Here is a 12,770-nt window from a genome sequence, read left to right on the forward strand (position 1 = left end):
TGTTCGTTCATACTAATGTGTTATACGGGTTCGTGGAATTTGGCATTGAGCTTCCCGCATAGTTCACGTAACTGTGCCTCATTTTCAATATTATGCTGCTTTAATAAGACCGGTGGAATTTGATAATAACTGATATTACCGTCAAAAAACTGCAACATAAATTCGGCAAAACTGACCGTAGAAACGAGCTCATAATATTTTTTAGGGGCAGCTTCCGGTTCGTATTGGTATTTTATCGTATTGATAATAGCTGCGGGGAGATGCCATTTTTCCGCAACGGCAACACCGATTGCTTGGTGCTCCATGCCCGACATCACGCTCTTTATGACCTGATCGGGGATATTTTTTTCGGCTTGCAAGGTTTTGATTTTTTCCAGTACTTCCGGATAAATGGAACTGAATACAATCTTACCTAAATCATGTAACAAGGCGCAGACATATATTTCTTCGAGAAGATGGGTTTTCCCTTGCATTTTAGCAAGGTTATATGCAAAAAATGCACATCGATATGTGTGGTTCCATAGTCTTTTCTGTTCATTTCCCGTTACTTTTAAAACTTGTAGCGTCCCAACGGAATACAACAGATGTTGAATACCCCGTAAACCGGCCATTTTGACCGCTTCGGTAATGCTCATACATTCCTTTGTAAGGCCGAACGCAACCGAATTGACGAGTTTTAAAAGATCGGTTGTTAACGCAATATCATCGCTGATAAAAGATGCAATTGTCCCCATCGTTGCATTCGGATCGTTGATGAGATGCTGTATTTGCATGATTTTTTCGGGGAATTGTGGGATTTCTTCAATATAATTGACAATCGTTTTAGTCAATTCCACCAAATGCCGGTTTGCTTCAAAATCAATTGGAATGGTAATCCGATTAATTGTTAAATCTTTTTCGGCAATCAATTCAAATGCATCCTCTTGCAAACCGATTTTTTTAAGCATAAGGAGCATAATAATTAAACCAAGTCCCGCCCCTTCCGTATCGTCGATCGCCTGCATAAAGGCTTGATCCATATTTTCATAGTCTCGTGCAACCACCATTCGGTCGAAAATACGCTTAAATTCTGTTGCGACCATTTGGACATTGTTTCGTACTTCGAAAATAATGTGTCCCTGCTTTACCTGCATAATAACTTTAATATAAAGACCCGCTTTTTTTTGTTGCTGCAGATAGTATTCAATGTTATCGAGACTTTCTTGTTTAAAATTAAGCATTCCCTCGTCGTAGGACTTTTGGTCATAGATATCGAAGCCCTTTTCTTTAAAATATACTCGTTTGGTATTTGCCTTCTTCGCGTTTGTGGTCAGTTCATTGAGGCAATAGACAATATAGTCTTGGATTGCGTCCTGATGAATTGCTCCGAGGAAAGCCTTTGCAACATCGACGATATAGGTTTCCGTTTCCTTGGGGAGCGTATAAGTATTAATCGAGATGGGAATATTCATCTGCACCGCTTGTTTAATTTTGTTTTTATCTACCGGTATAGTTGCAACAGTATCCATATATTCAGTATATGAGAGATTGATAATTTTCGCAATGCCCTATATTGATATTCCATACTGTTGCGGGTAAAATGCCTCAATATATGTATGTATCGATTGCAAATCGATGCCATATTTTTCCCTAGATTAAAGAGGTCGAATGATTCACACAATTTTAGAGAAGAAACAATTCTCAAGAGATGTTTTTTATTTACGTGTTGCGGCGCCGGAAATTGCCCGCCAGAGAAAAGCGGGGCAATTTGTCATTATCCAGCTTGATATCGATTACGGCGAACGGATTCCGCTTACCATTGCCGATGCCGATCCCGATGAAGGATGGATAGCTCTTGTCGTTCAAGCAGTCGGAGCAACTACCATCAAGCTCTGTCGAAAGGAAGTAGGCGATTCGATTGCCGCAATCCTTGGGCCGCTTGGCAATCCGACTCATATTGCAAAAGTCGGAAAGGTGGTATGCGTCGGCGGCGGTATCGGTACGGCGCCTTTACACCCGATTGCCCAAGCCTATAAGCATGTCGGTAATGAGGTTATCATTATCATCGGTGGGCGCACAAAAGAACTCGTGATTTTCGAGGAAGAAATGCGCAAGATAGCGGATGAACTTATTATCGTAACCGATGACGGAAGCTATGGCCGAAAAGCGCTCGTTACCGAACCGTTAAAGGAAATCTGTGAAAGCGCTGCGCCGCCACAAGAGGTTATTGCAATCGGCCCGCCGATTATGATGAAGTTCTGCGCAGCAACAACGCGTCCGTTTGGAATCCACACGGTGGTCTCGTTAAATACAATTATGATCGACGGTACCGGAATGTGCGGCGGCTGCCGCGTTACGGTTGACGGAAAGACAAAGTTTGTCTGCGTAGACGGTCCTGAATTTGACGGACATAAAGTCGATTTTGACAACATGATGATGCGGATGAAAGCATTCAAAGAACGGGAAGATCACGATCGCCATGTATGCAGAATCGGACTTTCGAACGGCGCTAGTTAATCCTAAGAAGGATTGCCCGATATTTCTAAGGGAAACCGGTGAGCAAAACTCACCTCTAAAACCTGAAGTTTTTAGAGGCGTCCTATAGGTTATTGAGCATGAGGAGTATGAAATGGAAACCGAAAATATAAATACCGAGCACCACTATGTGCCCCGTGAAGAACTTGCGAAAGAGGCAAAAACATATTGGGGTGAACTGAAAGATAAAGAATTAAAAATGAAAGATCGTGCAGCTATTCCAATACAGGAAATGCCGGTACTTGAACCGCATGCCAGAGCCCGCCTTATGGACGAGGTCGCAACCGGCTACACCGAAGAACAGGCGCGGATAGAGGCAGAACGCTGCTTAAACTGCAAGAACCGCCCCTGCGTACAAGGCTGCCCTGTCGGAATTCCCATCCCCGAATTTATTAGCTGCATTCAAAAGGGAAACTTTAAAGCCTCCGTCGACACGATTAAAACGACGAACTTGCTCCCTGCTATCTGCGGCCGCGTATGCCCGCAGGAAAAACAATGTCAGCTGGTTTGTACGGTCGGAAAGATGCATAAATCGGTAGATAAGGCGGTCGCAATCGGTAGATTGGAACGCTTTGTTGCGGATTGGGAACGAAACAATAATAAGACAACGATTCCACCGGTTGCTCCCGATACCGGAAAGAAAGTCGCAATTATCGGATCGGGACCTGCGGGACTTGCCGCCGCTGCCGATATCCGCCGTGCCGGTCATGCGGTAACCGTATTCGAAGCATTCCATAAAACGGGCGGCGTTATGGTATACGGAATCCCCGAATTCCGGCTCCCCAAAGACATTGTCGCTAAAGAAGTGGAAAATCTTAAAAAGATGGGCGTCAAATTTGAAACCAACTTTTTAGTCGGACGGACGGCAACGCTGGAACAGCTGCTTCAAGAAGACGGATTCGACGCCGCCTTTATCGGTACCGGCGCGGGGCTTCCTAAGTTTATGAACGTCGAAGGCGAAAACCTCATCGGCGTATTCAGTGCAAACGAATACCTAACCCGTGCCAATTTGATGAAAGCCTATCAAGAAGATAAGGCGGACACGCCGCTGTATCCTGCAAAGGTTGTTGCGGTTATCGGCGGCGGGAACGTCGCGATGGATGCCGCCCGTATGGGATACCGGCTCGGCGCCGACAAAGTGTACTGTATTTACCGCCGCACCCGTGCCGAAATGCCCGCCCGTGCCGAAGAAATCGCCCATGCGGAAGAAGAAGGCGTTGAGTTCTGCTTTTTGCAAAATCCGACACGCTTTATCGGCGACAAAGACGGCAAGGTGTGCGCAGTCGAAGTACTAAACTACGAACTCGGCGAACCCGACGCTTCCGGACGCCGCAGCCCCGTCGCCATTCCGGGCACCGAACACCAAATCCCGGTGGATACGGTTATCGTTGCGCTCGGCAATAGCTCTAACCCGCTGATGGCAAAGACGACGGAAGGATTGCAGGTAACCAAGACCGGCAACATCATCGTCGATGAAAACCAGAAAACCAGTATCCCGAAAGTGTGGTCGGGCGGAGACATCGTACTTGGCGCTGCCACCGTCATCCTCGCGATGGGCGAAGGACGCAAAGCGGCGGCGAGTATTAACGAATATTTAGCACAGTAACACAAAAGGAGAAGCCGTATGAAAAAGTATGTACCGGAACCGTTTAGAATCAAAATGGTAGAGCCCATCAAGATGACAACCCGCGAAGAGCGTATCAAAAAGCTTGAAGCGGCAAAGTACAATATGTTCAACCTGCGCGGGGAAGATGTGTACATCGACTTATTAACCGACAGCGGAACAAACGCAATGAGCGATAGACAGTGGGCGGGTGTGATGGTCGGTGATGAGGCGTATGCCGGCGGCAAAAGCTATTTTAAATTGCTGGAAGCGGGACAGGATATTTTCGGATACGAATTTATCCAGCCGGTACATCAAGGTCGTGCAGCGGAAAAAGTGATGTTCCCCTTATTGCTTAAAAAAGGGCAGTTCGCTATTTCCAATATGTTCTTTGATACGACAAGAGCTCACGTAACATTATCCGGCGGAAAACCGGTAGACTGCGTGTGTGCGGAAGCAAAAAAACCGTCCGTCTATGCTCCGTTTAAGGGCAATATGGACGTTGAAAAACTTGAAAAGTATATCAACGAATACGGCAAAGAAAATGTCGGCATGATTGTTATGACTATTACCAATAATTCAGCCGGCGGTCAGCCCGTGTCGATGCAAAACATCCGTGAGGTTTCTGCGGTCGCAAAAAAATACGGCATCTTGTTTAATATCGATGCCGCTCGTTTTGCGGAAAACGCCTATTTTATCAAAGAACGCGAAGCGGGATATGACAATAAATCCATTAAAGATATTGTACGCGAAATGTTCAGCTATGCCGACACCTTTACGATGAGCGCAAAAAAGGATGCAATCGTCAACATGGGCGGTCTTATCGGTATTAAAAACAACAAAGATATTTACCAGCTGATTAAAGGCAACTGTATTTCGTTTGAAGGTTTTATTACCTACGGTGGTCTTTCCGGCCGCGATTTGGAAGCCTTGGCTATCGGTCTCTACGAAGGTATCGATGAAGAATATCTGAAATACCGCAATGCTTCTATGGAATATTTGGCATCTCAGCTGCTTGATGCCGGTGTTGCCATTCAGAATCCTGCAGGCGGGCATGGTGTCTATGTCGATGCAAACGCAATGTTCCCGCACATTCCCTACTATGAATTTCCCGGCCACACGCTCTGCGTAGAGCTGTATAAAGAAGCAGGTATCCGTACCTGCGATATCGGTTCATTCATGCTCGGCAATGATCCTGAAACGGGCAAGCAGATTAAGTCCGAGTTTGAGTTTGCGCGGCTTGCGATCCCGCGGCGTGTGTATACGCAGGCTCATTTGGATGTTATTGCCGAAGCGTTAATCACCATAAAGGATAGGGCTTCGCAGGTGAAAGGGTACCGTATTATTTGGGAACCGCCGATTTTGCGCCACTTCCAAGCTCATTTGGAACCTATTAAATAGCCAAGCGGGTATTCGGAGCGCAAAACGTACTAATCCACTAATCCACCTATTAAAAGGAAACGGCTATGATACATAAAGAAACACGACGCGATCAATTCGGATCACAGGTTGGGTTTATTCTTGCCTGTATCGGTTCCGCCGTTGGAATGGGAAATATCTGGCTGTTTCCGTTCCGTGTTGGACAGTTTGGAGGAGCGGCGTTTTTAATTCCTTATATTATTTTTGTTATTGTTATCGGCTACACCGGCATTGTAGAAGAAATGTGCTTAGGGCGGGCGATGAGAACAGGCCCGTACGGCGCGTTTCTGAAAGCGACTCAAATGCACGGCAGTAATTCCGGCGCCGCTATCGGCTGGATTCCCGTTATCGGGTCGCTCGGTATTGCAATCGGATACACGGTTGTTGTCGGGTGGATTATCCGCTTTACGGTGGGGGCTTTTTCGGGTTCCATGCTTGCAGCAGAGAACAGCGGCGCATATTTCGGTGCCATTGCCGGACGGCTTTCAAGTATACCGTGGCACAGTATCGCAATTATCGGTTGCTTTATAATTATGACAGCAGGTATTTCATCAGGTATCGAAAAAGTCAACAAGGTGATGATGCCTGCATTTTTCGGCTTGTTTATTATTCTTGCCATTCGTGTTGCGACATTACCGAAAGCAGCTGACGGATATACCTTTTTATTTAAAGCAGACTGGAGTAAATTAGCTGATGTAAAAACATGGGTTTATGCACTTGGTCAAGCATTCTTTTCGTTATCCCTCGCCGGAAGCGGTACTGTAGTATACGGCAGCTATTTGAAGGATAATGAAGATGCTCCAACCAGTGCAAAATTCACGGCGATATTCGATACGCTTGCAGCGCTGCTTGCGGCATTGGTTATTATCCCCGCAGTCTTTGTGTATAACCTTAAACCGACAGCAGGACCGCCGCTGATGTTTATCACTATGCCGATGATCTTTAAAGAGATGCCGGCCGGTACGCTCTTTTCAATCATCTTCTTTGTCGCGGTATTGTTCGCCGGCATTACTTCTTTAATCAACCTATATGAGACACCGGTAGAAATGCTACAGCAAAAGTTTAAGCTCAGCCGGAAGTCTGCTCTTGCAATTGTGCTCGGTCTCGGATTTGCCGTAGGGCTGATTGTAGAAGACGGAAACATACTCGGAACATGGATGGATGTTATCAGTATCTACATTATCCCGCTTGGCGCCTTACTTGCCGGTGTTATGTTCTTCTGGGTATGCGGTAAAGATTTTGTGGTAAATGAAGTTTCAAAAGGGCGTTTAAAGCCGGTCGGCAGCGTCTATGCCGCACAGGGAAAGTATCTGTATTGCGGCGTTACCGTCATTATATATATCCTTGGTATTTTTTACGGCGGTATCGGCTAACGCGATCGAAGCTGTTGCCAAGCATCAGCAGATCGACATATCAAAAATCCTAGACAAGAAGCGATAAATATTATACGGTATGTACCTGCCGATTAACAATTTTACCATTTTATTAATCGCTTTATTTATAATTAATATAGTAAAGAGGAGTGTAATATGACATTAAAACAAAAAATCATCATACTCGGTTGTAGTATCGCCTTAATCGCAGGCGTACCTCTTTTTGCAAAACCTAAAACAGTTTCCGTTGCGGTCTTTGTGCCCGGAATTGTCAAAGGGAATCCGACGTATGAATTACTCGTAGAGGGTGTACAGGATGCGAAGGCGCAGCTGGACAAAAAGGGGAAACCGGTTACCGTCAAGGTTGTAGAAGGCGGTGTGAATCAGGGTGAATGGCAGAACGGACTGACAGCGCTCGCCCTGAGCAAAAAGTATGATCTCATTATCAGTTCCAATCCTTCGTTGCCGGCCATTGCAGAAAAGGTGCTGCAATCCGCGCCCAAACAAAAATTCTTACTGCTGGATGGCTATCTTTCCGGAAACGCTCAAATAAAAACCGTTGGATTTAATCAGTACGAACAGGGTTACCTCAACGGTTACTACGCCGCGCTCATCAGCAGCAGTTCGATGAAGAATGCAAACGCTGCGTATAAGATCGGTCTTCTCGCCGGGCAGGAGTTTCCGGTTATGAATGACAAAATACGGAAAGGCTACTTGGACGGAGCCAAAGCCGTCAATAAAAACTTTGAGCTCGATTTCCGTGTCCTCGGTAATTGGTATGACGCAGCAAAAGCCTCCGAGCTTGCCGCTTCGATGATTAAAAACAATGTAGATGTGATCTTAACAATTTGCGGCGGCGGAAATGCAGGCGTTGTTGCCGCTGCCCGGGAACACGGCGCGTATGTGATGTGGTTTGACCGGCCGGGCTATTCCTACGGGAAGGACATTGTCGTCGGTTCAACGGAGGTCAGCCAAAAGACAGCCTGTACCGATTCCGTGATTGCTTTTGTGGAAGGACGCTTGGAGTTCGGCACATCAGCAGAACTCGGCATAAAAGACGGCGCGGTAAACTTTGCTTTTGAAGGAGTACCTTCCGCCGTGCCGGCAGACATTACTCAAAAAGTAAAACAACTGATAGACGGCGTTAAAACCGGAGCATTGACCTTATCCGCTCACTAGGATGCCTTTGTGTTTTCGACGGAAAACTTACGCTTTACGTTTCCGGAAAACGGTATTACGGCTGTAGACGGGGTAAGCATTGAGTTTGAGGCAGGTAAGATACATGCGCTGTTAGGCGAAAACGGCGCCGGAAAGTCAACGCTTGCCCGCCTCTGTACCGGTCATTTACAGCCGGACGGCGGCCGCATCCTTTACAACGGAGAAGCGCTGAACTTACGTTCCGCTGCGGACGGTATTGCACAGGGGCTCGTGTTGACGCCGCAGCATCCGCAGCTTTCGGCGGATCTTACGGTATGGGAAAATCTTGCAATCGGATTACACACCGAAAAAAAGATTGCCGCCACCGTTCTTTCGCCCCAAAAAACTCAAAACGCAATTGCGGAGGCGCTCGCCTGCTACGATATCGTACTGCCGCTCACCCAAAAAGCGGAGACGCTCGATACGGCGCAGCTGCACTGGGCAGCAATCGGGGAAGCGCTGCTTAAAAATCCTTCCGTATTCTTTTTAGACGAACCGTCCGCCTCCTTTAGTCCGCAGGAAATTACCCAACTGTACGGCATACTCCGCAGCTGCGCGGACAGGGGCGCATGTATTATCGTAGTAACGCACCGCATTCAAGAAGTGTTGAGCTTTATGGACACGGTGCATATTCTGCGGAACGGCAAGACGGTCTGGAACGGTTCGATCGATTCTACCGTAAGCGCAAACCTCCTGCTGCAAGAAATTTTCGGTTCCGAACAGGCGGAATGGACTGCCGCAGAAGTACAATCGAATACTCCGCCGATTCAAGTCGACTCCGGTACAGCCACCGGGTCATCAAACAGTAATACTCCATCGTATACAAATACACCGCAATCCGACATGGTATCTCCGGCATCGCAGTTTCAGGCTTCTTCGGCAAAACCGGCGGCGGGACTGACTGTTTCGCATGTTGCTGCCGTCAGCAGCAGAGGCGTCCGCTTTTCGGATTTTTCAATCGATGCTCCGCACGGAAAGATAACCGGCGTCGTCGGCATAAAAAAACAGGGGCTGGAGCTTTTGGAATATCTATTGGTCAACACGCTCAAGCCGGACAGCGGTACTATCCGGTTTGACGGGCAGCCCCTGAGCCGCATACCGCGCGAAACCTACGCCTACATCCCCAGCAAGCGGATGCGGAACGGCATTGCCGGCAGGCACAGCATTGCGGAAAACCTCTATGTCCGCGCACGCGCCTCGCTGTACCGCTTCGGTATTTATTCCCCCGCGGCGGTTGAAGCATGGAAGCGCAGTTGTTCATTCGATATTCCCCGCTCGTGGAAAGATTCGGTATTGAGCTTATCGGGCGGTATGATCCAAAAACTGATTTTCAGCCGCGAACTCGACAATCCGCCACCGCAGTTGGTTATCTGTGCCGAACCCTATTGGGGGCTGGACAGGAAGGTACAGCTTGCGCTGCTGCAGCGGCTCCGCAATCTCGCTGAAAAGGGGGCGGCGGTTATCGTGCTCACCTCGGACGTAGACGCTGCGCTTGAAACCTGCGACCGTATTCATGTATTATACCGCGGCGTCCTGACCCGCTTCATGGAACGTTCCGCATATAACCGCGCGGAAATCATTGCGGCTATGATGCAGGCGAGTAAAGATGAATAAAGATACGCAAAAACACCGTCTCAAAAAAGCAGCCCCGCTTTTAAACAGTATTATTTCGGTAACCGCAAGCGCAGCCGCAGCGGCAATCTGTTTGGCGGTGCAGAGCGAAGAACCGCTCGAAACACTCATCGCGTTTTTTATTTCCCCTTTTACCAACACGTTTTATTTCGGCAATATGCTCGACCAAGCCTCCCTCATTTTGCTCTGTGCGATGGGCTTTATCCTTCCGGCAAAGGCAGGCTTTTTCAACCTTGGAGGAGAAGGGCAAGCGTATCTCGCTTCGTTTATCGCGGTGGAATTCGCATTGTTGATACCAGAGTTCTCGCAGCCCTTCGGCCTTATCGCCGGATGTATACTCGCGGCTCTTTGCTCCGGCCTTTTAGGTTTTATTTCCGCTTTTTTGAAGCAATTTCTCGGTATTACCGAACTGATCAGCACCTATTTATTATCATGCGCACTGCTCCCGCTCATCGACTACGGCGTGAATGACATATTCAGGGATTCCTCAAGCAATCTGATGGCAACCCCATATACAACCGAAGCGTGGTTCTTCACCTCTTTTTGGAATCCTTCGACATTGAATAGCAGCATCTTTTTTACGGTGATAATAACGGCGCTGCTTTTCTGGATGTTCAAGCGAACCCGCTACGGCTACGAACTCGGATTAACCGGCAATAACCGCGCCTTCGCACAATCCCAAGGAATTAAGGTCGGCTTGATTTCAGTCTTGGCGCTGACATTCGGCGCAGCATGCCACGGACTTGCGGGCGCATTCAGCGTATACGGCTCGCGGCACTATGTTTATGCAGGCATTACGTCGGGACTGGGCTGGAGCGGCATCTCCGCCGCTCTTATCGGGCGCAATCATCCGTTGGGTGCGGTATTCGGAGCGCTGTTTTTTGCGTGGATGGAAGCAGGCGGCAAGGCTGCGATGCTCCAGACAAGCACCTCCTTTGACCTTTCGTCAATTGTACAGGGGATTGCGTTTATATTGATAACGGTTGATTTTTTCCGGCAAAAACGAGGGAGAAAACCTTTATGATAACCGCGATTACTTTGATTGCACAAGCCGCGCCGCTGTTGATTGCCGCCTGTGCTGCTCTCGTTTCGGAATATGCAGGGCTGTTGAATGTCGGGATAGAAGGACTGATGCTTTTAAGCGCCTTTACGGGAATCGGCGGAATTCTATTAACTGAAAGCCTCGGCGGTCTTATTCCGGGGCTTGCCCTCTCGCTTACGTTGGGTGCAGGGTTAAGTATGTTTATTACCTATCTTGCTATCTATCGTAAGGCAAATATCTACATACTCGGACTTGCGGTAAACTTAACCGCTGCGGGCTTTGTTTCCATACTGAGCACACGGTTTTTCGGTAACCGGAGTATCGTTGCGCTGTCGCCGGAGCTGCTGCTTCAGCCGCAGCTCGTCAAAATGGTGAGCGCTGCGCTCGCCGTTTTGACCGGCCTCGGACTTGCGCTCTTTTGCCGCTACACCAAAACAGGCTTACGGATAAAGATACTCGGAAAAGATTCTGCATTTTTGGATTCGATTGGGGTGCATACCGCACGGTTAAAGATAGCGGCAATGGGTATGTCCGGGGCGGCGGCGGCGTTGGCAGGCTGCCTGTTATCCCTCCAGCTGGGAGCCTTTGTTCCAAACCAAAGCGCCGGCAAGGGGTGGATTGCACTCGTACTTGCGTATGCAGGCGGACGCTCCGTTATCGGAACAATCTGTGCCGCGCTGCTGTTCGTCTATCTTGAAAATACCATCGCGGCGGCGCAAATCGGTATGGAACATCCGGCGCTTTTGATCGGACTGCCTTTCGTGCTCGGCCTCTTCCTGATTATCGCCGAAAAGCTGATTATCCGAATATGGAAGCGGTATAGGGGGAAATGATTGATCTCGTCTTTACCGGCAGCAAGAGGCTTCTCCGGCCAAACGAATCAGATGTTCTGATAATATCCCCACAGAATAATGAGGTTGTCCAACCAAAGTTTCGCCGCTTTACGACTCAAATGGTCGTCCTACTTCATTATTCTGCGCAGTTGATATATCCGTCTGATGCGCTTTGCTCTGATTTTCATCCTCAACACGCCAGTAGCCGTTTTTATCGGCGCCGACACGGGTGATACGGCCTGCTTTTTTTAACTCTGCAAGTTTGCGGCTTATCGTTATCCGCGATTTGCCTGTTTTTTTTGCAAGTTCTTTGTAGGAAATGGCAGGATTTTCTTTAATACAGGGTAAAATCATATTTACAGTATCATTTACAGTATCATTTACAGTATCATCCTGTTTATTTTCTTGTATCGTTTGCATAATGATTTCAAGCATAAAGTCTATAAAAATCCCGGAGTCGTTTGCGGCCGTACTGTGTTCCAATGCTCTGTAATAGGCCGCCTGATTTTTTAAAATCATATTTTCTATTGGCAGATGTATAAACAATGGATTCCATTCTGCAAGAATACGTGAATGCCAGAGCCGCCCTATTCTGCCGTTACCGTCTTCAAAGGGATGAATAAATTCAAACTCGTAATGAAATACACTGCTTTTAATAAGCGGATGAGCGTCCGTATCTTTGAGCCATTGAAATAAATCATCCATCAAAAAGGGTACCCGATCGGCAGGAGGAGCAATATGACTGATGCCGTCTTTTCCCGCAATACAGACACCGCCGTACCTAAAATGTCCCGGATGATCCACAAGACCAAACGTCATCAGTTTATGTGCTGCAAGCAAATCCTCTTTTTTATAGGGATTAAAGGACAGGCACTGCTCATACGCTTGAATTGCATTTTTAACCTCTTGCACCTCTTTTACCGGTGCGATGATATGTTTTCCTTCAATGAGAGCCGTAACCTGTTCTTCCGTTAGTGTGTTCCCTTCGATCGCAAGCGAACCTTGTATCGTTTTCATCCTATTGATTTTCCGCAAGCGTACGCTATCGGACTGTTCAAATCTGATCTTCAACCGCTCCATTGCGGCAGCTATCTGAGAAATAAGATTGATCGCTTTTGAGGTAATCTTAAACGGTGGTTCGTATGGCATTTGTATGT

10 protein-coding genes are annotated in these 12,770 nt (G+C 47.6%); 8 read left to right on the plus strand and 2 right to left on the minus strand.

Going from position 1 to position 12,770, the window contains the following annotated elements; genetic code table 11:
• Positions 1-20 precede the first annotated feature (20 nt).
• The gene (locus ABH09_RS01830) at positions 21-1,508 is read right to left on the minus strand and encodes an HDOD domain-containing protein (RefSeq protein ID WP_162662251.1); all 1,488 of its coding nucleotides are present in this window, start codon (positions 1,506-1,508) and stop codon (positions 21-23) included.
• A gap of 142 nt (positions 1,509-1,650) precedes the next feature.
• Here ABH09_RS01830 and ABH09_RS01835 point away from each other — a divergent pair, with 142 nt between their 5' ends.
• The 8 genes from ABH09_RS01835 to ABH09_RS01870 all read left to right on the plus strand — a co-directional run bounded on the left by ABH09_RS01835 (position 1,651) and on the right by ABH09_RS01870 (position 11,613).
• Positions 1,651-2,496, plus strand: coding sequence for a sulfide/dihydroorotate dehydrogenase-like FAD/NAD-binding protein (locus ABH09_RS01835; protein ID WP_253715721.1), 846 nt, complete (start codon positions 1,651-1,653; stop codon positions 2,494-2,496).
• A 112-nt stretch (positions 2,497-2,608) separates the two neighbouring features.
• A complete protein-coding gene (gltA, locus tag ABH09_RS01840; protein ID WP_253714981.1) occupies positions 2,609-4,120 on the plus strand; it encodes an NADPH-dependent glutamate synthase in 1,512 nt (503 codons plus the stop codon).
• Between the two features lie 18 nt (positions 4,121-4,138).
• Positions 4,139-5,518 (plus strand): tryptophanase, encoded by a 1,380-nt coding sequence (locus tag ABH09_RS01845; RefSeq protein WP_253714982.1) that lies wholly within the window; start codon positions 4,139-4,141, stop codon positions 5,516-5,518.
• A gap of 65 nt (positions 5,519-5,583) precedes the next feature.
• Entirely contained in the window at positions 5,584-6,909 is a 1,326-nt protein-coding gene (locus ABH09_RS01850; protein ID WP_253714983.1) for a sodium-dependent transporter, read from the plus strand.
• A gap of 156 nt (positions 6,910-7,065) precedes the next feature.
• Positions 7,066-8,088 carry a BMP family ABC transporter substrate-binding protein gene (locus ABH09_RS01855; RefSeq protein WP_253714984.1) on the plus strand — a complete coding sequence of 341 codons (1,023 nt, stop codon included), beginning with the start codon at positions 7,066-7,068 and terminating at the stop codon, positions 8,086-8,088.
• 9 nt (positions 8,089-8,097) lie between these two features.
• On the plus strand, positions 8,098-9,720 hold the full coding sequence (locus tag ABH09_RS01860) for an ATP-binding cassette domain-containing protein (RefSeq protein WP_253714985.1): 1,623 nt from the start codon (positions 8,098-8,100) through the stop codon (positions 9,718-9,720).
• The gene (locus tag ABH09_RS01865; RefSeq protein ID WP_253714986.1) at positions 9,713-10,762 is read left to right on the plus strand and encodes an ABC transporter permease; all 1,050 of its coding nucleotides are present in this window, start codon (positions 9,713-9,715) and stop codon (positions 10,760-10,762) included. Before ABH09_RS01860 ends, ABH09_RS01865 begins: the two co-directional genes overlap by 8 nt.
• Positions 10,759-11,613: an ABC transporter permease subunit gene (locus ABH09_RS01870; protein WP_253714987.1), complete on the plus strand. Its 855-nt coding sequence runs from the start codon at positions 10,759-10,761 to the stop codon at positions 11,611-11,613. Before ABH09_RS01865 ends, ABH09_RS01870 begins: the two co-directional genes overlap by 4 nt.
• Positions 11,614-11,721: 108 nt before the next feature.
• Here ABH09_RS01870 and ABH09_RS01875 read toward each other — a convergent pair whose 3' ends face one another.
• Complete coding sequence (locus ABH09_RS01875; protein ID WP_253714988.1) at positions 11,722-12,762, minus strand: Fic family protein; 1,041 nt, start codon at positions 12,760-12,762, stop codon at positions 11,722-11,724.
• Positions 12,763-12,770: the final 8 nt, after the last annotated feature.

Source organism: Treponema sp. OMZ 803, from assembly GCF_024181165.1.
Classification (GTDB): Bacteria; Spirochaetota; Spirochaetia; order Treponematales; family Treponemataceae; genus Treponema.

Bases quoted from the DNA above. Each gene is read 5' to 3' on its own strand.
- ABH09_RS01870 (WP_253714987.1), top strand. From the start codon at position 10,759: ATGATAACCGCGATTACTTTGATTGCACAAGCCGCGCCGCTGTTGATT.
- ABH09_RS01865 (WP_253714986.1), top strand. From the start codon at position 9,713: ATGAATAAAGATACGCAAAAACACCGTCTCAAAAAAGCAGCCCCGCTT.
- gltA (WP_253714981.1), top strand. From the start codon at position 2,609: ATGGAAACCGAAAATATAAATACCGAGCACCACTATGTGCCCCGTGAA.
- ABH09_RS01875 (WP_253714988.1), bottom strand. From the start codon at position 12,762: ATGCCATACGAACCACCGTTTAAGATTACCTCAAAAGCGATCAATCTT.
- ABH09_RS01855 (WP_253714984.1), top strand. From the start codon at position 7,066: ATGACATTAAAACAAAAAATCATCATACTCGGTTGTAGTATCGCCTTA.
- ABH09_RS01850 (WP_253714983.1), top strand. From the start codon at position 5,584: ATGATACATAAAGAAACACGACGCGATCAATTCGGATCACAGGTTGGG.
- ABH09_RS01845 (WP_253714982.1), top strand. From the start codon at position 4,139: ATGAAAAAGTATGTACCGGAACCGTTTAGAATCAAAATGGTAGAGCCC.
- ABH09_RS01830 (WP_162662251.1), bottom strand. From the start codon at position 1,508: ATGGATACTGTTGCAACTATACCGGTAGATAAAAACAAAATTAAACAA.